Source organism: Myxococcus sp. NMCA1, assembly GCF_026810205.1.
GTDB lineage: Bacteria > Myxococcota > Myxococcia > Myxococcales > Myxococcaceae > Myxococcus > Myxococcus xanthus_A.
In genome coordinates this window covers 1,433,598-1,453,040 of the sequence record NZ_CP113950.1, presented here as the reverse complement: position 1 = coordinate 1,453,040, position 19,443 = coordinate 1,433,598, and the positions used below count along the sequence as shown (strand labels likewise).

Below are 19,443 nucleotides of genomic sequence, written 5' to 3'. Positions count from 1 at the left end.
CCGGAAAGCAGCCCACGTCAACGCCACGGCACATCGGCCGGAGCGGCAAGGGCAATCACGGAAGCCTGGGTTAGCGAGCGAAGGTCATGGGACAGCGCCGTGAGGCGCCACGCACAAATTACGCACACGAAGGCGCCCTCGGCAACCCCCATCCGAGCAGGCAGCAGCGCGCAGTCTCGCCCCCGCGAGGGAGACGAGGCTCGATTAGAGTCCCGCTCCGGACATGCCTCACGTTGCCCCACACACTTCGCGATGGCGTAACGCGCTGGGCTCGCTCTCCGCGCGGCTCCTGGTGGCGTTCCTCGTGCCCACCCTGCTCTTCGTCGCGGTGGCGGGCACCGCCGTCTACCAGCTCACGCGCGTCATCCTGGAAGAGGAGCTGGGCACCAGCCTCAGCGGCATCGCCGCAGCCACCGCCACCCAGGTCCATGGCGAGCGGTTGCTGACCATCGAGCCTGGCGACGACGTGGCGAGCACCCGCACGTGGCGCAACTTCGTCCGCACCTTCGAGAACATCGCGGAGGCCAGTGGCGTGCGCCGCGTCTACGCCGTGGACACGCAGGGCCGGATGCGCGTGGACGTCGGGGGCGGGCTCCCGGTGGGCGCGGAGATGCCGGAGCTGGCACGCGACAGATTGGAGCTCACCCGTGTCTTCGCCGGGGAACGCGCCGCCAGTCAGGTGCTCTTCACCGGCTCGGATGGGCGGCTCTACAAGACGGGGTATGCGCCCATCCTGCACGATGGCCGCGTGGTGGGCGCCGTGGGCGTGGAAGGCAGCGCCGCTTTCTTCGGCCCCCTGCAGCAGCTGTCGCGCACCTACGCCATCATGGGCGCGGTGGCGCTGAGCGCGCTTGCCGTCATCGCGGTGGTGACGGCACGCGGGCTGGCCCGGCCTCTGCGGCGGCTGATGGCGTCCGCGCTGCGCATCGGCCGGGGTGACCTGACGACCCCGGTGCCACCGGAGCCCACGCTGGAAATCGGCGTCCTCGCGCGCGAGCTGGAGGACATGCGCGGCGCCCTGGAGAGCCGGGACCGCCAGCTGAAGATGATGCTCGCGGGCGTGGCCCACGAGGTGCGCAACCCCATTGGCGGCATCGCGCTCTTCTCCGGAATCTTGAAGGAGGACCTCCAGGCTGGCGCCCACGCCGACGCGGGCACGCATGTGGAGCGCATCCAACGCGAGGTCGCCTATCTCCAGCGCATCGTCGAGGACTTCCTCGCCTTCGCCCGCGAGCAGCCCCTGGCCCGCGCGCCCGTGGAGGCCCCTACCCTGCTCTCTGTCGCCTGCGAGCTGATGGCCGCCGAGGCCAGCGCCCGCGACGTCGCGGTGGACATCGACGCCGCCCCCGCGGTGCTGGAAGCCGACGGCAGCCTCCTCACCGCGGCGCTGGTCAACCTGGTGAAGAACGCGGTGCAGGCTTCACCCCCGGGCGGACGCGTGCAGGTGTCCGGCGCGTCCAACGACGGCCACTACACCATCCAGGTCCGCGACACGGGCCCTGGCGTGCCCGGCACGGCGCGCGAGCGCATCTTCGAGCCCTTCTTCACCACCCGTGAGAAGGGCACCGGCCTGGGCCTGCCATTGGCGCACAAGATTGCGCTCGCGCACGGCGGCGCGCTGCGGCTGGACTCCGCGCCTGGAGACACGCGCTTCATCCTCACGCTGCCGCTGGGTGGGAAGCCGGGCCACGGCGCTTCCGTCACCCCGTCGCGTTGAACTGCCGCGCCATCCGCGCCACGTCGTCGGAGACGACCCTCAGCGTGTCGGTGGCCTCCTGTGTGGACTCCAGCCGCTTCAGCGTGGCGTCCATGAGCTGCGACAGGTCCGCGATGGCGTCGAAGATTTGCGTGAAGCCGGCATCCTGCTGCGTCACCGCGGCGGCAATCTGCCGGGCCGCGGTGGAGTTCTCCTGGGCGATGCGGGACAGCTCCCGCAGCGAGTCCCCCGACGCCCGCATCTGGTCCAGGCCCGTGCCAATGGTCTGCACGCCGGCCTCGCCCATCTTCGCCGCGTCTCGAATGCCCGTGCTGATGTCCTGGAGGATGCCGCGGATGCGCCGCGTGGCCTGGATGGACTGGTCCGACAGGCCGCGAATCTCGCGGGCCACCACCGCAAAGCCCCGCCCCTGCTCGCCCGAACGCGCCGCCTCGATGGCCGCGTTGACCGCCAGGAGGTGGGACTGGTCCGCCAGGTCCTTCACCGTCTCGGTGATTTCGCCAATCTGCGTGGTGCTCTGGGCCAGCCGCGTCAGCCGGTCCTGGATGCCGTCCACCACGCGGCGGATGTCCGTCAGGCCGTTGAGACTCCGCTCCACGGCGGACTCGCCCTGCTGTCCCAGGACCTCCGAGCGGCGGGCCACTTGAAGCACCTCCTCCGCTCGCTCGACGGCCATCAGCGACGTGCGCCGGATCTCCTCCGACGTCATCTGCGCCTCGTGCAGCGCGGACGCCTGACGGACCAGGCTCTGCTGGTGCTCATCGTGCGAATCCCGAAGGTGGCGCCCCGCGCCGCTCAGCCGCGTGGCGGAGGCATTGAGCGACAGGGGCAACTGCCGCAGGCGGACGAGCACCGCGTTCATGCCAGCCGACAAATCCCCCATCTCATCCGTGGACACCCAGGCGGGAGAGACGACGCGCCCCGCGGACAGTGACTCGATGGCCACGCCCACCGCGCCCGCCGCGTTCGCCTGGCGGCGCGCCAGCATCCAGGTGGTGACGGCGGGAATCGCCAGCAATCCGCCCACCCAGGCCAGCCCGAACGCCAGCTCACCCGCCAACATGCCGCCCATGCCCATCAGCGTCTCCGCCGAGCCGTGCGCGCCCTCCGCCACCAGCGCATTGTGCAATTCGTCCCGGACGCCTTGCAGCTTCACCAGCACCACGCACCCGCTCAGCACCAACGCGCAGAGGCTGGAGCCAATGAAGGTGACGGGCATGAACCACGCCTGCCGCGGCCAGAAGAAGCCGCCGCCCTTGATTGCAAGCGTCGGGTCCTTGCGCTGCTCCTCCAGCGCCAGCGGCAACAGCAGCCGCTCCAGCGTGACGCTGATGGGAAAGCCCAGCACCACGCCGAAGCAGATGCCGATGAGCGTGCCCACCACGACCAGGGACAAATCCTTCTTCCACAACAGGCACACGTGGAGGCTGAACCAGATGCCTCCCAGCGTCCACGCGCCCCACGAGGATGCGACCGCGGCGCGCCACGGCAGGCGCAGGATTCGCTCCAGCCGCGCGCCAGGCGTGTCCTCCGGCCGCTCCCGCAGCGCGCCGTCCACCAGCACATGCATCACCAACGCGGGATAGGCGATGCCCAGGCCCACGATGATGGGCGGCAGCACCCACGCCACCGCAATCAGGCCCGACCAGCCCGCCACGCCCATGGCCATGCCATTGAGATACGCGGCGATGGGTGCCACCGGCAGCACCCACAACATGAACACCTTGAGCGCACGTCCCCGGTACTCCTGGATGACCTTGTCTTCGGCATTCATGTGGCACATCCCCCCGAGGCCATGGGCTCACACCGCGAGGGCAGAGCCAGAAGTCCTCACCCGCAAGTACGGCACTCTCCGCGCGAAGCGGACAGGCGGGTCATCCGGAAGCTGCCGCCTTCCGGACAGAGCACATGAAACACGGGGCCCGCGAGCACATGCCGGGCATCGAGGTGTGCGGGAGGCACACCAGAGGGCTGTGCGCTGGTGTCGCGCGATTCAGTCGTTGCAGCATGCGTGGAGCGCGGCGGCATACATCTGCAGCGACTTCCTGGCCGCGGCCTGGACGCGGAAGGGCTCACCGGTGCCCGCGTCGGTGGACAGCTTGATGATTTCCAGCGCCTCCTCCGGGTGCTGGTCGTCGTAGCGCGCGTGCACCTTGAGCCACATCATCGAATGCGCGTCGATGCGCGCGCCGTCCGCGGCATAGGCGCGGAAGGGCTCCACCACCTCCCGCGTCCACACGCCGGTGATGCCTTCCACCGCCCAGTTGGACGCGGCCACGCCTTCGGCCAGTGTCCCGTGCGCGCAGGTGTCGAGCAGGAACTCATGCAGCGCTCGCACCTCCGGCAGGGGACGCTGGGTGAAGACATCTTCCGGCGCCAGGCCAATGCCGCGCATCCAGTCGATGAACCACTCGGCGTGCTTCGCCTCCACGCCCAGGTTCTGCAGCAGCCAGCGACGGGCGCTCGCGTCGCCGGGACGCTGGCCGTAGGTCGTCTTTGCCAGCGACAGGCCCATGTACTTGGGGAAGGACTCGACGATGAGGAAGAAGTGGGACAGCACCCGCCGCCAGTGACGCAGCGGTGGACGCTGGCCGTCAGCCGTCGCGCGGAACAACGGAGGCCAGCAGGCCGCGCTCCACTCGTCGCGCAGGGACTCCAGCATCGACTCCAGCCAGTGAGGGTGCGCGGTGAGCGTGAGCACAGGGGGGCTGTAACGGTGGGGCGCGGCGGACGACATGGGCACGGCTCCTGGCTTCCTGACAGGTGACAGGCCGGCATGGCCTCCCTCACCCGCCCAAGCAGGACGGCATGGTTGCAATCGCTTTCCAGCGGCACCACCGGCCCAAAGGCAATCAGGCCATGTTTTCCGTATTTTGTTTCAAATCCGGGTGCGGGCGCGCGCGCTCGGTCCGCGAAGCCACAGTGCCCCTGACCGCGAGGCCGTGCGCGCTTCCGCTTTCAAGCGCTTCAGGGCGCGGAGGCCACCACGCGCCGGGCCTTCTCCAACATCCGGCGCAGGGGCGCTTCGTCCGCATGCGTCATGGCTTCGTCCCAGGTGAGCCACCGCACGCCGAAGGATTCCGCCGGGTCATGCACCAGGGCGTCGGGGTTCTCCGCCACCACGAGGAAGCGCACGTCCAGGTGGTGGTGCTCCGGCTCGTCGCGGCGCGCGGGGATGGTGTGGATGTCCACATCCAGCGGCCGGGGCGCGGCCGGGTGCAGGGACACGCGGCATCCCGTCTCCTCAAGGGCTTCACGCAGCGCCGTGGCCTCCATGTGGCCCGCGTCCGTGACATCCGCGTGTCCTCCGGGTTGTAGCCAGCGCTGGAGCTTGCGGTGATGCAACAGGACGACACGCGCGCCCTCTGGGTCCACCACCACCGCGCTGCCCGTGAAGTGGGCCTCCAACTGCTCGCGGGAGAAGGGCCGTGCCAGGGAACGGGCGAAGTGGAGCATGCGCTCCAGGTCCTCGCGCTCCTTCACGTCCTCGGGAACGTGGCGCTCGAGCAGGGCCTGGAGGGACGCGGCGGAAGAAACTTCGGATTCCATGCCTCCCCGTACTGCTCCCGGCCAGGCGGCGCCAGCACCTTCGCACGCCCGTGACATGTGACAACCTCCTGAGCCGGTGGAGCGAGCCGGTCCGGATGTGCTCTCATGCGGCGGCCCCAGGAGGCGGCCGGCCTCGGGTTGCAGGGAGAATCGACTCACGCCATGGCGCGAATCCTCGTCATCGACGACCACGACACGCTGCGTGAAGGGATGGCTGTCACCCTCACTCGGGCGGGCCACACCGTGTCCGCGGTGCGCAGTGGGCAGGACGGACTGGCCGCCTACCGCAAGGCGCCGTTCGACCTGGTCGTCACCGACCTGAAGATGGACGGCATGGACGGCATCGAGGTGACGAAGTCCCTCAAGGCGCTGGATGCTGGCGCCGTCGTCATGGTGGTGACGGCCTTCGGCACCATCGAGACCGCGGTGCAGGCGATGCAGCAAGGCGCCTACGACTTCATCACCAAGCCCTTCCCGCCCGAGGTGCTGCGCGCCAAGGTGGACAAGGGGCTGGAGCTGGCCTCCACGCGCAAGCAGGTGGAGCGGCTGACGGCGCGCACCGCCGCGCACGACACGGATGCGGCCCTCACGCACGGCAGCCTGGTGGGCGACAGCGAGCCCATGCAGCGGCTGGTGTCCCAGGTGCTCAAGGTGGCGCAGAGCGACGCCACGGTGCTGGTGCGCGGAGAGAGCGGCACCGGCAAGGAGCTGGTGGCCCGCATGCTCCACCAGCGCTCCCCGCGCCGTGACGGCCCCTTCATCGTCGTGCACTGCGCGGCGCTGGCGGAGACACTGCTGGAGAGCGAGATGTTCGGCCACGAGCGCGGCGCCTTCACCGGCGCGGTGAAGCGCAAGCTGGGGCGCTTCGAGCTGGCCGACGGCGGCACGCTGTTCCTGGACGAGATTGGCGAGATTCCCGCCTCCGTGCAGACGAAGCTCTTGCGCGTGCTCCAGGAGAAGGAAATCCAGCGCGTGGGCGGAGAGGACACGTTCAAGGTGGACGTGCGCGTGGTGAGCGCCACCCACCGGGACCTCCAGGCCGAGGTGAAGGCCGGGCGCTTCCGCGAGGACCTCTACTACCGCCTGCACATCGTTCCTGTGGTGCTGCCGCCCCTGCGCGAGCGGCCCGAGGACATCTCCCTGCTGGCCCGGCACTTCGTGGCCAAGCACGCCATGCGCGTGAACCGGCGTGTGATGGGCTTGGACGACAGCGCGCTGCGTGCCCTGGCCCGCCACGCGTGGCCCGGCAACGTGCGCGAGCTGGAGAACGTCATCGAACAGGCGCTCGTCTTCGCCGAAGGTGAGCAGCTCACCGACCTGGATCTGCCCTCACACCTCACCGCCAGTAGCACCCCACGCGTCGAGGCGGGCCTGCCAGTGCTCCAGGGCGACCGCCCCCTGCCCGACATCCTGGAGGATTTGGAGCGTCAGCTCATCGCCCGGGCCTATGAGAAGGCCAGTGGCGTGAAGACGGAGACGGCCCGTCTGCTAGGTATCAAGACGTCCGCGCTGTACTACAAGCTGGAGAAGTACGGCTTCCTCCCCAAGGGAACGCCTCCCGAGGAGAGCTGAGCCTCGAAAATCTGTCATCCGCCCCCGCCCCCCATGACTTTTCACCGGTATCCCACCTCCGCCCCTATCCCTCTGGATGCTCCAGGTGTCCGGAATTGTTGGGCGCCGAGGGGCCTCGACCTCCGGGGATGGGCTGGCAGGCTGGCACTCACCTTGCTCTGGGGCTGTCGCTGATGAATCTCCGCCCCCTCGCCCTCCTGCTGAGCCTGCTGCTGGCCATGCCCGGTCAGGCTGCGTCTGGGCTGGAGGCGGTGCGGGGACGGGCCCAGTCGGCTCGCGCGGAGACGCGCTCGCTGCGGGGTCAGCAGCAGGCCCTGCGCGACGAGCTCAACGGGCTTGCGGCACGCATCGAAACGCTGAAGGCGCAGCGCCAGGGCAGGCTGATGGCGGGGACGGAGCTGGAGGACGCGCTGCGGCGTTCGCAGGAGCTGAGCGGTCAGCTCACCGGGCTGGCGCAGGCCGTCGTCGCGGCGGAGGGCGAAGCGGAGCGCGCCCACCTGGCCCTGCACACGGCGCTGTCGGACGAGCTGACGCGGCTGCTCGCGGCGTGGGAAGGCACGGCGGACCGGGGCCAGCGGGAGAAGCTGTTGGAGGCGGTGCGCTCGGTTCGCGCCGAGCGGGAAGCCATCCGCGCCGCCCTGCCCGCGTCCCAGGTGCCCTCGCTGAACAAAGCCACCGCGGGCGGTGATGACCCCGAGGATTTGCTGGCCCAGGCGGACACGCTCCGCGATACCCGGGACAAGGTGCGCGAGCGGCTGAAGGCGCTGCGCGGCCGCATCACCGAGGTGCGCGAGGAGCGCGACCTGGACCGGCGCATGAACGACTTCCTCGGCGAGGAGTCGATGTTCGACGACCAGGACCGGCGGCTGCGCCTGCGCATGGGGAGCGACCGGACGCTGCAGGTGGAGCGCTCCGTGCCAGGCCCCAGTGCGCCTACCTTCCAGGGTGACAGCCCCGACGATTCGCCCCCCAACGTGGGCGGACGCCCCGATGAAGGTGTCGACCCGGGCCGCCCCCCCTATCCGACGCAGTTGTCGGCCCGGGCCACGGACCGGCGGCCCCAGGTCGAAACGCAGCGCGCCCAGGACCTGGCGTCGGGCGGCCCCGTGGACCTGGCGGCGATGGAGGCCGAGGCCGCGCGGCTGGAGACGCTGGCCGGGGAACTGGAAGGCCGCGCCACGAAGCTGGAACGGCGCGCGCAGGAGATGGGCGCCCCCTGAGGGACGCGCCTCCCGGCACCGGACTACAAGAGCCCGGTCTCCACCTGGAGCTTCACCACCGCCTGCAGCCGCACCTCGCGCGCCGGCATGATGCCGCGGCCGCGGATGATGATGCTCATGGACGGCGCGGAGACGAAGGGCTGCAACTCCACGTTGTCCACGCGCAGCGACAGCACGGGGTTGGGCGGCCTCAGGTCCAGCGCGGACACGTCCTGGCGCGCCGCGATGCGCGCCTCCCGGTCTCCCGCGCGGGCATAGAACTCCACTGAGTCCAGGAAACGGAGGTCCTGGTCATTGGGGCTGAGGACCTTGAGCGTGAGGGACTCCACCTTGACGGACGTCACCTCGTTCTTGCCAATCCCCTGGTTCTTGAAGTCCTGGTTCTTGTCGAAGTCCATCCCCGCGAAGCTGCTGATGGCGGGAAGGCCATTGAGGGGCGTGTCGACGCCAGGCGGGCCCGCGGGCACGGTCGACTCCCCTTTCACCTCGGTGGTGAAGGAGGAGGAGGCGCAGGCGGACAGGCCCAGGCAGGCCACCGCGAGAAAGGACACAAGGCGCATGGGCCCAATGTAATGGGCCGCCGGGGGCGTCGTCACTGGTGGGAGCGGCTGGACGGCCGCCCCTGCCCTCCTGCGACGGGGTATGGTCGCGCGCCGTGGTCCGCTCCTTCGCGCCGCTCCTGCTCGTCCTCGCCATGCTCGCCGCCGGCCGTACGCCCGCGGCCGAGTGGGAAGGGGCACTGAGGGGCACCGGCCGCCTGATGCTGGACACCAACGCGCCCCGGGACTTCTCCGACCCGCTCACCCCCAGCCCGGAACGGGACTTCGCCCTCAGCCTGCTGGGCTCCGCCGAGGGGCGCGGCTCCTTCGAACGCGCCCAACTGGTGGGCCGCTACGAGCTGGGCACGCGCATGTACCTCCTGTACCAGGACGAGAACACGCTGGTGCAGTCAGGCGCGGTGGAGGTGTCACACGCGCTGGGCACGGCGCTGGGAATCGGCCTGGAGGGCCATGCGAAGGACCGGCGGGGTGGCTCGCGCTCGTACTCGGACCTGGGGACCACCGCGTTCCTGGAATACGCCCCGGACGTGCGACTGGCGCTGCGAGTGCGGGCAGGCGCCCGGCGATTCGTGTACCGGCCAGACTCCACCGCCAACTTCGGCGGCCCCGAGGTGGGTGTACTGGGCCGCTATCGCTTCGACCGCCGGCACAGCCTGTCCGTCTTCGGCGACTGGAACTCCCGGCGCTTCGGCACCCCACCCCGGGCACGCCCGCCGGGGACAGGGGGCGGCTCGGGACTCCTCGCCGGCCGGCGTCAGGATGCAGCCCTGACGGCGGGAGCGTCGTACACCTACCGGGGCCCGCTGGCCCTGGGGCTGACGTACGCCTTCCAGGAGAACTCCTCCAACAGTTACGGCGAGACGATTCGCCGGCACCGGGTGTCTGCCAACGCCGGCGTCCGGCTGCCCTGGCGGGTGACCCTGCTGGCGCAGGGCTCGCTGGGCATCACCCAGTATCCGGACGGCATCTACCTCTCCCCGGAAATCATCCTGGTGGAAGAAGACGAAGGGCAGAACTCGCTGTCGGTGAAGCTGGCCCGGCCGCTGACGGAGTCGCTGGACCTGGAGGTGACCTGGGGCATCTGGAGCACCCAGCTGCCCCGCAACTCGCTCACCTACACGCGCCAGGTCTTCAGCACCGGCTTCACCTGGCGCTACTGAGGGCGCGGCCTACGACAGGTCCGCGATGCGCTCGTCGATTTCCTCGGCGAGCCCCGGGTGCCCCTGGGCCAGGGCGTGCTCCCGGGCCCGGCCCAGCACCTCGCGCGCCTTGTCGGACTCCCCCGCCCCCGCCCAGGCATCCCCCAGGGCCACCATGGCGGCCGCATAGGTGGGGTCCAGCCGGACGGCGGACTCCAGGGCTTGGGCGGCCTCGGGGTACTGCCGCCGCTCCAGGTACAGCTTCCCGAGGGAGAAATGGCTCATGGGGGAGTCCGGGAAATCCGCCACCATCTTCTTGAACTGTTCCAGCCGGGCGTCGCTCATGGACACCAGCAGATAGAGGACCGCTTCCGTGTTGCCAAGGGTGCGGTAGGGTGCGCCGCACATGGCCACGAAGAAGAAGACGACCGCGAAAAAGACCACCACCCGGGCCCCGGCGGCCCGGAAGAAGACGGTATCGGGCAAGACGCCCGCGAAGAAGAAGGCCCCCGCAGCCAAGAAGTCGGCGGCGAAGGCCCCCGCCAAGGCGCCCGCGAAGAAGAAGAAAGCGAAGCTCCCAGTTGCCCTGACCCAGAAGGTGGGTCCCGCGGAGAACCCGGCCGCCAAGGCGCTGGCGCACCGCATCGGCAACCTGCTGGTGGACAAGAAGGCGCAGGACGTCGTCATCCTCGACGTGCGCGGGATGACGTCCTACGCGGACTACTTCGTCATCGCCTCCGCGGAGACGGACCGCCAGGTGAGCGCCATGGCGGAGAACGTCCAGGTGCAGCTCAAGACGGGCGAAGGCAACCTGCGTCCCATCGGCACCGAGGGCTTCGAGACGGGCCAGTGGGTGCTGCTCGACTACGGCGAGGTGGTGGCGCACCTGTTCCTCACGGACCTGCGCGCGCACTACGACCTGGAAGGCCTCTGGGCCGACGCGTCCCGGGAGAAGCTGGCCTGAAGTGAAGGTCCGGCTCCTCTCCATCGGCAAGGACCGCTCGGGCCTGTATGAGCCCGCGGTCCAGGAGTACGCCCGGCGCCTGGGCCACTACACCCGCTTCGAGTTGGTGGAGCTGGCGGAGGCCAGCGGCAAGCGGCTCAAGCCCGGCGACGCGAAGGCCGCCGAGGCCGAGGCGATTCTCTCCAAGCGCAAGCCGCAGGACTGGCTGGTGGCCCTGGACGAGCGCGGCTCACTGCTCGACTCCGTCGAGATGAGCCGCTACGTCGGCAAGGCCCAGACGGGCGCCAAGGACCTGCTGTTCGTCATCGGCGGGGATGAGGGGCTCGACACACGCGTGCGGGACGCGGCGAACCTCACGCTGTCCCTGTCGAAGATGACGCTGCCTCACCGGCTGGCGCGCGTGGTGCTCATCGAACAGCTCTACCGCGCGTTCACCATCCTCAAGGGCGAGCCGTACCACAAGTAGGCGGCCGGGCACGGTGCCCGGCCCCACCGTCAGGCGCGGCGCACAGGTGCCGTCAGCCCGGGCATGCGCACTGACGCCTCCTCTGAAACGCTCCCCACTTCCGCGCCGCAGGCGCCCGTGCGTGTCATCGCCTCCGCCCAGTCCTGGGTGGAAGGCGAGGCGGTGCGGCAACTCGAAGCCATGGCCCGCTTGCCAGGCATGAAGCTGGCGGTGGGCCTCCCGGACCTGCATCCCGGCAAGGGTGCTCCGGTGGGCGCGGCCTTCACCTCCGAAGGCTTTCTCTATCCCTATCTGGTCGGCAGTGACATCGGCTGTGGCATGGGCCTGTGGAACGTGGACCTGCTGGCACGTAAAGCCAAGCCCGAGCGTTGGGCAGGCAAGTTGGACCTGGAAGGCCCGTGGACGGGTGACACGGAAGGTTTCCTCCAGGAGCACGGCGTGAAGTCCTCGGGCTACGAGGCCGCGCTGGGCACGGTGGGCGGCGGCAACCACTTCGCGGAGTTGCAGCGGGTGGACGCGGTCCATGACGCGAAGGTCTTCAGCGCCCTGGGCCTGGAGGCGGACCGCTTGCTGCTCCTGGTGCACTCCGGTTCACGCGGTCTCGGTGAAGCGATTCTCCGGGCCCACGTGGACCGGCACGCGGCGGGCGGGCTCGCGGACGACTCACCCGAGGCGCAGACCTACCTCACGCGCCATGACCACGCGGTGGCCTGGGGCCGGGCCAATCGGGCCCTGGTGGCGCGGCGGATGCTGGACGGCATCGGCGCGATGGGCCAGCGAGTCCTCGACGTGTGCCACAACAGTGTCACCCCTCGGCGTGACACGGGACGGACGCAGTGGCTGCACCGCAAGGGCGCGGCGCCGTCCGACGAAGGGCCGGTGGTGATTCCCGGCAGCCGGGGCGCGCTCAGCTACCTGGTGATTCCCACCGGAGAGAGCCACACCAGCGCGCACAGCCTGGCGCATGGCGCGGGCCGCAAGTGGACGCGCTCCGCCGCCCGGGAGCGCATGCGCGAGCGCTTCACCGCGGAGTCCCTCACCCGCACCGCCTTCAAGAGCCACGTGGTGTGTGAGAACAAGGACCTCCTCTTCGAGGAGGCGCCGCCCGCGTACAAGCCCATCGACCGCGTGGTGACGGACCTGGTGGAAGCGGGGCTGGTCCGCGTGGTGGCCACCCTGGCGCCCGTCCTCACGTACAAGACGCGCGCCCGGCCGGAGTAGGGTCCCCGCATGCAGCCTTTCCTTGAGCCAGACTCCCCGCGAGTGCGCTCCGCCATGGAAGCCAATCAGGTGGAGCACATGACCTATCTGGCGCGAAGCCTCCCCGGCGCCATCGTGAAGGACACTCCCGGGCTGCTGCTCGTCGACTCCGGGTTGCCCTGCAACACCTTCAACGTGGTGTGCCGAGCCTGGCTTGAGCGCCACGAAGCGGACGCGCGCATCGCCGCCGCCGTCTCCCACTTCCGGGACAAGGCCTTTCCCTTCGCATGGTGGGTGGGACCGGACGCCGCGCCCGAAGACCTGGACGCCCGCCTGTCGGCGCACGGTCTGGCGAACGCCGAGCAGGAGCTGGGCATGTCCATGGACCTCTCCCGGCTGCCAGGACTCACGCTGCCCTCGGGGCTGTGCATCCGCCGCGCCGAGGACGAACACACCCTGGCGGACTTCGCCCGCGTCGTCGCGGCGAACTGGGAGCCCGCCGACCCACACGTGCTGGACTTCTACGCGAGGACGGCGCACGTGGCGCTCGCACCCGACAGTCCCCTCCGCTTCTTCGTGGGCTACCTGGACGGCGAGGCGGTCGCCGCCAGTGAGTGCCACCGGGCGTGGGGGGTCGCGGGCCTCTACTCGGTGGCCACTGTGCGGCACGCTCGGCGACGAGGCATTGGCGCGGCGCTCACGCTGGCACCCCTGCTGGATGCCCGGGAGGCGGGCTACCGGACAGCCACCCTCCAGGCGTCCGCGCAGGGCCAGGGCGTCTATTCCCGGCTGGGTTTCGTACCTCAGGGGACCTTCCGCGAGTATCAATAGACGCGCTCGCTTTTTGTCCTCTCCCGTCTGGCGCCTGCATGGTTAGGGTTCGGAGCATGACGCCCGCGCACAAGGTCCTGCTCTGCATCCTGGATGGTTGGGGTATCCGCCAGGAGCGTGACAACAACGCCATCGTCCTGGCCGGCACGCCGCACCTCGACAAGCTGGCGAGCCCCTACCCCTTCACCGAGCTGCAGACAGCGGGTCTGGCCGTGGGCCTGCCCGAGGGGCAGATGGGCAACTCCGAGGTAGGCCACACCAACATCGGCGCGGGGCGAATCGTCTACCAGGACCTGGTGCGCATCAATCGCGCCGCGGAGTCCGGAGAGCTGGCGCAGAACCCCGTGCTTCGCGCGGCCCTCGACGGAGTGAAGGCGGACGGCAAGGCCCTGCACCTGCTGGGGCTGGTGTCGCCCGGCGGCGTCCATTCGTCCATGGACCACCTGTTCGCGCTGCTCAAGGCCGCGAAGGAACGCAACGTGGCCCATGTCTACGTGCACGCCTTCCTGGACGGGCGTGACACGCCGCCGCAGAGCGCGCTGGGCTACGTGGAGGAGTTGGAGCGCTTCCTCCATGAGACGCACACCGGCCGCATCGCCACCGTGAGCGGGCGCTTCTACGCCATGGACCGCGACAAGCGCTGGGACCGGGTGCACCAGGCCTATGAGGCGCTGGTGTTCGGCCGCGGGCCCAAGGCGCCGGATGCGTTGAGCGCCATCCGCGCGTCCTACGCGGAGAAGGTCACCGACGAGTTCGTGAAGCCCACGGTGCTGGCCGGCGGTGACGGCACGCCGGTGGGCCGCATCCAGGACGGCGACGCGGTGCTCTTCTTCAACTTCCGCGCGGACCGGGCGCGGGAGCTGACGCAGGCCCTGGCGTTCCCAGAGTTCAAGGAGTTCGACCGGGGCGGGCTGCGACTGGGCCGCTACGTTTGCATGACCCAGTACGACGAGACGTTCAAGCTGCCGGCGCTCTTCGAGCCGGACCAGCCGCAGGACATCTTCCCGGAGCTGCTGTCGCGCCAGGGGCTGCGCCAGTTCCGCACGGCGGAGACGGAGAAGTACGCGCACGTCACGTTCTTCTTCAACGGCGGCCGAGAGGTCGTCTACGCGGGCGAGGACCGGCACCTGGTGCCCAGCCCGCGCGACGTGAAGACGTACGACTTGAAGCCGGAGATGTCCGCCTACGAAGTCACGGCCGAGCTGGTAAAGCGGCTCGACTCCGGGAAGTACGACTTCGCGCTGGTGAACTTCGCCAACCCGGACATGGTGGGCCACAGCGGCCGGCTGGACGCGGCGATGAAGGCGGTGAAGGCGGTGGATGAATGCCTGGGCGCGCTGGGTAAGGCGTGCGAGCGCAACGGCTGGGTGCTGGCCATCTCCGCCGACCACGGCAACTGCGAGCAGATGGTGGACCTGGAGACGGGCGAGCCCCACACCGCGCACACGCTCAACCCGGTGCCCTTCCACCTCATCCACCCGGACTTCCGAGGGCAGAAGCTGCGCCCGGGCATCCTCGCGGACATCGCGCCCACCCTGTGCAAGGTGATGGGACTGCCGCAGTCCAAGGAGATGAACCGTCAGGGCCTGCTGCCGTGATGCGCGCGGGGCACGGCCTGTGCTGAAAGCCCTGCTGGACGTGCTCTATCCCCCTTCGTGCCTCGCGTGCACGAAGGTGCTGCCGGGCCCCGAGGGCTTCTTCTGCGAGACGTGCGACACCGCGGTGGAGCGGCTTCCTCCCGCGTGCTGCCGCACCTGCGCGGAGCCCGGCACGTTTCCTGGGGACACGTGTCCCCGGTGCCGTGCCGCCCCGCCGTCCTTCACTCGCGCCTGGGCGCCCTTCGCGCACGAGGGGCCCCTGGCGCGCGCCATCCACCGGTTCAAGTACGAGGACCACCCCAATCTCGCGGGCCCTCTGGGAGAGTTGCTGGCGGGCGAGGCGCGAAGCTTCCTCAGCCGTGCACCCGAGCTGGTGGTCGCGTTGCCGCTGCACACGCGGCGATATCACGCGCGTAAGTACGACCAGGCGCAGTTGCTGGCGGGCGCTCTGGCGAAGGCCACGGGGCGCAAGGCGCCCGTGGGATTGCTGACGCGGCACCGCGAGACACAGCGGCAGGTGGGCCTGAGCGAGGCGGAGCGGGCGAACAACGTCGCGGGGGCGTTCGCCGCGTCTTCCCGTGTCTCGGGGCAGCGTGTTCTGCTGGTGGACGATGTGTTCACCACCGGAGCCACCGCCAGGGCGGCGGCCTCGGCCCTGCTCGAAGCGGGCGCCGTCCAGGTGGAGATGCTGACGCTGGCGCGGGCCTTCAGCCTGGAGTGAGTGGACGACGCCCGAAGGCTACTTCTGGGAGGCCCGGACCCGCTCCAGCTCGGCCTGGAGTTCGGCCACGCGCCGCTCCGCGTCTTCTCTGCGCCGGGACTCTTCTTCTCGGCGCCGGACTTCATCTTCTCGCAGGTGGGCCTCCTCATCCGCGCGCTGTTCGAGCCACGTGATGCGCTCCCGCATCCGGACGATGAGTTCGTCGGACTCCATCAAGAGCGCGTTTCCAGCCCAGAACCGGAGCCGGTCACCCACCAGCTCCAACTCCAGCCCCAGCACCCGCGAGACATAGCGTCCCTGCGTAGGCTCCATCCGCACGTAGACGCCTGCGCCGGGTGACTCCAGCGTGTAGGCCTCCAGCCGCTCCCGGGACCGGTCGTAGATGAAGTACTCAGGAATTCCGAGCCGGGCATAGCGCCGCACGTTGAATTCGGCGTCCTTCTTCCGGTCGCCCCCGACGTGGACCTCCATCACCCAGTCCAGCCCGCGGCCCTCATGGCTGACGAGCCACTTCTCCCGCGGGTGGGCGCCCACGTCGAAGACGACCAGCAAGTCTGGCGCGAAGCGCCGCTCATCCGGGTAGTACACCGGCAGCTCCGAGCCGACATACGCCGTGCGCCGCTGGTGGCCGAAGTACCCCCGAAGCACATCCAACGCCCGAAGCTTTGCCCACTGGTGCCGGTCCCCTTCGGGCGGTGCCATCTCCGCATACGTCACTTCCGCCGGCAGGGACTCCACCACCCGCGCCCGCTCCTCCGGACTCATCCTGTCCCACGCATCCTGTGAGGGCGCCCGGGGGAAGGCAGCCCCTCCTTCGTCAGTAGGCCGTCCCATGCCTTCATCGTGTGGCGGCACTCCGTCGCGGTCAATCCGCCCCCACATCGTGGCGTCAGCAAGTGACGGACCGGCGAACGTCTCCGAGAGGAACGCCTTCAACCCGCACACGGCCGCGTTCGCGTTCCGGAACGCGGCATCCCATGACGCGGACGCTCAACGCACACGGTCCCACTCTCCGCCTCTCCGGAAAGAGCCGCGTCATCAGCGAATTGCCACACTCAAGGACTCTGGCCCGAGGGCCAACTGGAGTTAGCGTCAGCCCATGCGCTCGCTCCTCCCACTTGCACTCGCGGTCGCCGTCCTCCGCTGCGCCCATGCGCCCGAGGCGCCCCCCGCCGCTCCCGTGGCCGCCGCACCTGAGTGGCCCGAACCCCAGCCTCCCGCGCTGCGGCTGCCCGACTCGGTCCGCCCCACGCGTTACGCGCTCGACCTGAAGCTGCTGCCCGCCGAGCCCACCTTCTCCGGCAGCGTCAGCATCGACGTGGACGTGAGCGAACCGGTGCGCCAGGTCTGGCTGCACGGGCAGGACATGGAAGTCTCGCAGGTCCGCATCGAAGCGGGAGGCCGCACCCTGGAGGCCCGCGCCGTCACCGCCAGCGAAGGGCGGCTCGGACTGCTGCTCCCCGAAACGCTCGCGACAGGCAAGGCCCGCATCCACATCGCCTTCACCGGCAAGGTCGACCGCGAGCGCAGCCAGGGCCTCTACGCCGTGGAGGAAGGCGGCGAGCCCTACCTCTACACCTTCTTCGAGCCCGTCGACGCGCGCCGCGCCTTCCCCTGCTTCGACGAGCCGGGCTTCAAGGTGCCCTGGACGCTGCGCATCACCGCCAAGGAGGACCACGTCGCGCTCGCCAACCACCCCATCGTCTCGCGCGAGACGCTGCCGGACGGGCTGGCGCGCGTCACGTTCGCCGAGAGCAAGCCGATGCCCAGCTACCTCGTCGCGTTCGTGGTGGGCCCCTTCGACGTGGTGGACGCGGGCACCGCGGGCCGCAACGCCGCGCCGCTGCGCTTCATCGTGCCGCGCGGCCGGGGCGCGGAGACGGCCTACGCGGCCAGCGTCACGCCGCGCATCGTCACGCTGATTGAAGACTACTTCGACATGCCGTACCCGTACGAGAAGCTCGATGTCGCGGTGGTGCCGCGTTACTGGGGCACCATGGAGCACCCGGGCCTCGTCGCGCTCGGGCAGCCGCTGACGCTCATCCGCCCCGGCGAGGAGACGCTCGCGCGCCGCAAGTGGTACGTGAACATCGCAAACCACGAACTGGGGCACTACTGGTTCGGCAACATCGTCACCTGCCAGTGGTGGGACGACATCTGGCTCAACGAGTCGCTCACCTCGTGGCTGGACCGCAAGACGGTGGACCCCTTCGACACGAGCTGGGGCTTCGGGCTGGAGCAGAGCACCCAGTCCACGCTCTTCGCGTTGGACACGGACGCGCTCGCCGCCACCCCACCGGTGCGCAAGCCCGCCACCACGCATGACGAGGTGCTGGGCTCGTTCGACAACGGCACCACGTACGCCAAGGGCTCGGCCATCATCGACATGTTCGAGGCGTGGCTCGGCGAGGAGCGCATGCGCGACCTGCTGCGCGGCCACATCAAGAAGCATGAATGGGGCGTGGCCACGTCGGAGGACTTCGCCGCCACGCTGTCGGCCGCCGCGGGGCCGGACGTCGCGCGTGCCTTCCGCAGCTTCATCGACCAGCCCGGCGCGCCGCGCATCGCCGCCGAGCTGCAATGCCAGCCGGGGGCCCCCGCGAAGCTGAAGTTCACGCAGGAGCGCTACGTCCCCGCGGGCTCCACCGCCAGCAAGGACCAGACGTGGTCCGTGCCGGTGTGTGTGCGCGCGGGTTCCGGCAAGACGTCCGAGCGCACGTGCACGCTGCTCACCGGGGCCACGGGTGAGTTGGCGTTGCCCGGCAAGAGCTGCCCTTCCTGGTTCGTGCTCAACGCGGGCGGCACCGGCTACTACCGCTCCGGCTACACGCGCGAGCAGCTCACCCGCGTGCTGGCCGCGCCCACGGAAGCGTTGACGGTGCGCGAGCGGCTGGCCCTGTTGGCCGACATGGAGGCCGGGGTGCGCCGGGGAGACCTGCCCCTGGGCGACGTCCTGCGCTACGTGCCCACCACGGCCAAGGCGGACCACCGCCTCATCATGCAGCGCGGCGCCCGGCTGCTGACCTTCGTGCACGTGGACCGGCTGTCCAACGACGAGAGCGCGCGCTACCGGAACTGGGTGGCCGCGATGTACGGCCCTCGGGCCCGTGCGCTGGGCTGGGAGCCCAAGCCCGGTGACGACGACGCGGTGAAGTCGCTGCGACCCAACCTCCTGGGGCTGGCGGCGCTGCGCGGCGAGGACCCGGCCCTGGTCCGGGACGCGAACCGGCTGGTGAAGGCGTGGCTGGCGGACCGGAAGTCCGTCCACCCGGAGGCCGTTCCCCTCGCGCTGATGGTGGCGGCTCGGAACGGAGACAAGGCCTTCTTCGACACGCTGGTCGCGCGCGCCCGCACCACGGAGGACCGGACCGAGCGCAGCCGCGTCTTCACCACCCTGGGCGCCTTCCGGGACCCGGCGCTCATGCGCGAGGCACTCGCGCTGGTGGCCGGCAGCGAGTTCGACGTGCGCGACACCCAGCCCATCCTCGTGGGAGCCTTCTCGATGCCGCAGACGCGGGCGCTCGCCTGGACGTTCTACCAGGAGCACTTCGACGCGCTCGCCAGCCGGATGCGCTCGGACGAAGTCGCCGGGCTCATCGGACTGGTGGGCACGCTGTGCGACGAGAAGACCGCCGCCGAGGCGGAAGCATTCCTCACCCCCCGCGCGGCGAAGCTGGAGAACGCGTCTCTCACCCTCACCCGCACCATGGAGTCCATCCGCCTCTGCGCCGCGTCCAGCACGCTGAACGCGCAGAGCGTCAGGGACTTCTTGAAGAGCCAGCCGATCCCCGCGAAGTCCCGCTGAGCGCGCGACACGCCTCCCGTGCGCGTCATCGCGAAACGCATCTGCGTTCCGTCATGACGCGCACGGCGTCGGGGATTGCCCCCCGTGGCATGGGGCCACTC

The 19,443-nt window shown here is 70.0% G+C and carries 17 protein-coding genes; 11 read left to right on the top strand and 6 right to left on the bottom strand.

Annotated features, from left to right (window positions below; genetic code table 11):
* Positions 1-223 precede the first annotated feature (223 nt).
* Complete coding sequence (locus tag OZ403_RS06200; RefSeq protein ID WP_140873491.1) at positions 224-1,717, top strand: sensor histidine kinase; 1,494 nt, start codon at positions 224-226, stop codon at positions 1,715-1,717.
* On the opposite strand, the gene OZ403_RS06195 is transcribed toward OZ403_RS06200, so the two are convergent.
* The 3 genes from OZ403_RS06195 to OZ403_RS06185 all read right to left on the bottom strand — a co-directional run bounded on the left by OZ403_RS06195 (position 1,701) and on the right by OZ403_RS06185 (position 5,266).
* The gene (locus OZ403_RS06195) at positions 1,701-3,491 is read right to left on the bottom strand and encodes a methyl-accepting chemotaxis protein (RefSeq protein ID WP_237080213.1); all 1,791 of its coding nucleotides are present in this window, start codon (positions 3,489-3,491) and stop codon (positions 1,701-1,703) included. The genes OZ403_RS06200 and OZ403_RS06195 overlap by 17 nt on opposite strands.
* 219 nt (positions 3,492-3,710) lie before the next feature.
* On the bottom strand, positions 3,711-4,454 hold the full coding sequence (locus OZ403_RS06190) for a TenA family transcriptional regulator (RefSeq protein ID WP_140788161.1): 744 nt from the start codon (positions 4,452-4,454) through the stop codon (positions 3,711-3,713).
* 230 nt (positions 4,455-4,684) lie between these two features.
* Positions 4,685-5,266, bottom strand: a complete 582-nt coding sequence (locus OZ403_RS06185) for an NUDIX hydrolase (RefSeq protein ID WP_140873488.1) — start codon at positions 5,264-5,266, stop codon at positions 4,685-4,687.
* Between the two features lie 162 nt (positions 5,267-5,428).
* Between OZ403_RS06185 and OZ403_RS06180 the strand changes: the two genes are divergently transcribed.
* The gene (locus tag OZ403_RS06180) at positions 5,429-6,838 is read left to right on the top strand and encodes a sigma-54-dependent transcriptional regulator (RefSeq protein ID WP_140788159.1); all 1,410 of its coding nucleotides are present in this window, start codon (positions 5,429-5,431) and stop codon (positions 6,836-6,838) included.
* A 173-nt stretch (positions 6,839-7,011) separates the two neighbouring features.
* Positions 7,012-8,058 carry a TetR family transcriptional regulator gene (locus OZ403_RS06175; protein ID WP_237078082.1) on the top strand — a complete coding sequence of 349 codons (1,047 nt, stop codon included), beginning with the start codon at positions 7,012-7,014 and terminating at the stop codon, positions 8,056-8,058.
* A 23-nt stretch (positions 8,059-8,081) separates the two neighbouring features.
* On the opposite strand, the gene OZ403_RS06170 is transcribed toward OZ403_RS06175, so the two are convergent.
* Complete coding sequence (locus tag OZ403_RS06170) at positions 8,082-8,618, bottom strand: hypothetical protein (RefSeq protein ID WP_174258663.1); 537 nt, start codon at positions 8,616-8,618, stop codon at positions 8,082-8,084.
* Between the two features lie 38 nt (positions 8,619-8,656).
* Between OZ403_RS06170 and OZ403_RS06165 the strand changes: the two genes are divergently transcribed.
* A complete protein-coding gene (locus tag OZ403_RS06165) occupies positions 8,657-9,778 on the top strand; it encodes a hypothetical protein (protein ID WP_268783689.1) in 1,122 nt (373 codons plus the stop codon).
* Positions 9,779-9,787: 9 nt separating this feature from the next.
* On the opposite strand, the gene OZ403_RS06160 is transcribed toward OZ403_RS06165, so the two are convergent.
* Positions 9,788-10,165: a tetratricopeptide repeat protein gene (locus OZ403_RS06160; RefSeq protein ID WP_174259204.1), complete on the bottom strand. Its 378-nt coding sequence runs from the start codon at positions 10,163-10,165 to the stop codon at positions 9,788-9,790.
* Between OZ403_RS06160 and rsfS the strand changes: the two genes are divergently transcribed.
* The 6 genes from rsfS to OZ403_RS06130 all read left to right on the top strand — a co-directional run bounded on the left by rsfS (position 10,164) and on the right by OZ403_RS06130 (position 15,537).
* Positions 10,164-10,721, top strand: coding sequence for a ribosome silencing factor (gene rsfS, locus OZ403_RS06155; protein WP_237078081.1), 558 nt, complete (start codon positions 10,164-10,166; stop codon positions 10,719-10,721). The genes OZ403_RS06160 and rsfS overlap by 2 nt on opposite strands.
* Position 10,722: 1 nt before the next feature.
* Positions 10,723-11,187 (top strand): 23S rRNA (pseudouridine(1915)-N(3))-methyltransferase RlmH, encoded by a 465-nt coding sequence (locus tag OZ403_RS06150; protein WP_140853218.1) that lies wholly within the window; start codon positions 10,723-10,725, stop codon positions 11,185-11,187.
* Between the two features lie 63 nt (positions 11,188-11,250).
* Positions 11,251-12,408 carry an RNA ligase RtcB family protein gene (locus OZ403_RS06145; RefSeq protein WP_268783688.1) on the top strand — a complete coding sequence of 386 codons (1,158 nt, stop codon included), beginning with the start codon at positions 11,251-11,253 and terminating at the stop codon, positions 12,406-12,408.
* 9 nt (positions 12,409-12,417) lie between these two features.
* Positions 12,418-13,218 (top strand): GNAT family N-acetyltransferase, encoded by an 801-nt coding sequence (locus OZ403_RS06140; RefSeq protein WP_268783687.1) that lies wholly within the window; start codon positions 12,418-12,420, stop codon positions 13,216-13,218.
* 56 nt (positions 13,219-13,274) lie between these two features.
* Positions 13,275-14,816: a 2,3-bisphosphoglycerate-independent phosphoglycerate mutase gene (gene gpmI / locus OZ403_RS06135; protein ID WP_268783686.1), complete on the top strand. Its 1,542-nt coding sequence runs from the start codon at positions 13,275-13,277 to the stop codon at positions 14,814-14,816.
* Positions 14,817-14,835: 19 nt separating this feature from the next.
* Complete coding sequence (locus tag OZ403_RS06130) at positions 14,836-15,537, top strand: ComF family protein (protein ID WP_268783685.1); 702 nt, start codon at positions 14,836-14,838, stop codon at positions 15,535-15,537.
* 18 nt (positions 15,538-15,555) lie between these two features.
* Here the strand turns inward: OZ403_RS06130 and OZ403_RS06125 are convergent, their stop codons facing one another.
* A complete protein-coding gene (locus tag OZ403_RS06125) occupies positions 15,556-16,371 on the bottom strand; it encodes a Uma2 family endonuclease (RefSeq protein ID WP_140788142.1) in 816 nt (271 codons plus the stop codon).
* Between the two features lie 265 nt (positions 16,372-16,636).
* Here OZ403_RS06125 and OZ403_RS06120 point away from each other — a divergent pair, with 265 nt between their 5' ends.
* Complete coding sequence (locus tag OZ403_RS06120) at positions 16,637-19,342, top strand: M1 family metallopeptidase (RefSeq protein ID WP_268783684.1); 2,706 nt, start codon at positions 16,637-16,639, stop codon at positions 19,340-19,342.
* Positions 19,343-19,443 lie beyond the last annotated feature (101 nt).

What these genes read in the sequence shown, in the direction of transcription:
- OZ403_RS06200 (WP_140873491.1), top strand. Translation starts at nt 224, where the DNA reads ATGCCTCACGTTGCCCCACACACTTCGCGATGGCGTAACGCGCTGGGC.
- OZ403_RS06170 (WP_174258663.1), bottom strand. Translation starts at nt 8,618, where the DNA reads ATGCGCCTTGTGTCCTTTCTCGCGGTGGCCTGCCTGGGCCTGTCCGCC.
- OZ403_RS06175 (WP_237078082.1), top strand. Translation starts at nt 7,012, where the DNA reads ATGAATCTCCGCCCCCTCGCCCTCCTGCTGAGCCTGCTGCTGGCCATG.
- OZ403_RS06160 (WP_174259204.1), bottom strand. Translation starts at nt 10,165, where the DNA reads ATGTGCGGCGCACCCTACCGCACCCTTGGCAACACGGAAGCGGTCCTC.
- OZ403_RS06125 (WP_140788142.1), bottom strand. Translation starts at nt 16,371, where the DNA reads ATGGGACGGCCTACTGACGAAGGAGGGGCTGCCTTCCCCCGGGCGCCC.
- OZ403_RS06190 (WP_140788161.1), bottom strand. Translation starts at nt 4,454, where the DNA reads ATGTCGTCCGCCGCGCCCCACCGTTACAGCCCCCCTGTGCTCACGCTC.
- OZ403_RS06185 (WP_140873488.1), bottom strand. Translation starts at nt 5,266, where the DNA reads ATGGAATCCGAAGTTTCTTCCGCCGCGTCCCTCCAGGCCCTGCTCGAG.
- OZ403_RS06195 (WP_237080213.1), bottom strand. Translation starts at nt 3,491, where the DNA reads ATGAATGCCGAAGACAAGGTCATCCAGGAGTACCGGGGACGTGCGCTC.
- gpmI (WP_268783686.1), top strand. Translation starts at nt 13,275, where the DNA reads ATGACGCCCGCGCACAAGGTCCTGCTCTGCATCCTGGATGGTTGGGGT.
- OZ403_RS06145 (WP_268783688.1), top strand. Translation starts at nt 11,251, where the DNA reads ATGCGCACTGACGCCTCCTCTGAAACGCTCCCCACTTCCGCGCCGCAG.
- OZ403_RS06180 (WP_140788159.1), top strand. Translation starts at nt 5,429, where the DNA reads ATGGCGCGAATCCTCGTCATCGACGACCACGACACGCTGCGTGAAGGG.
- OZ403_RS06140 (WP_268783687.1), top strand. Translation starts at nt 12,418, where the DNA reads ATGCAGCCTTTCCTTGAGCCAGACTCCCCGCGAGTGCGCTCCGCCATG.
- rsfS (WP_237078081.1), top strand. Translation starts at nt 10,164, where the DNA reads ATGGCCACGAAGAAGAAGACGACCGCGAAAAAGACCACCACCCGGGCC.
- OZ403_RS06120 (WP_268783684.1), top strand. Translation starts at nt 16,637, where the DNA reads ATGCGCTCGCTCCTCCCACTTGCACTCGCGGTCGCCGTCCTCCGCTGC.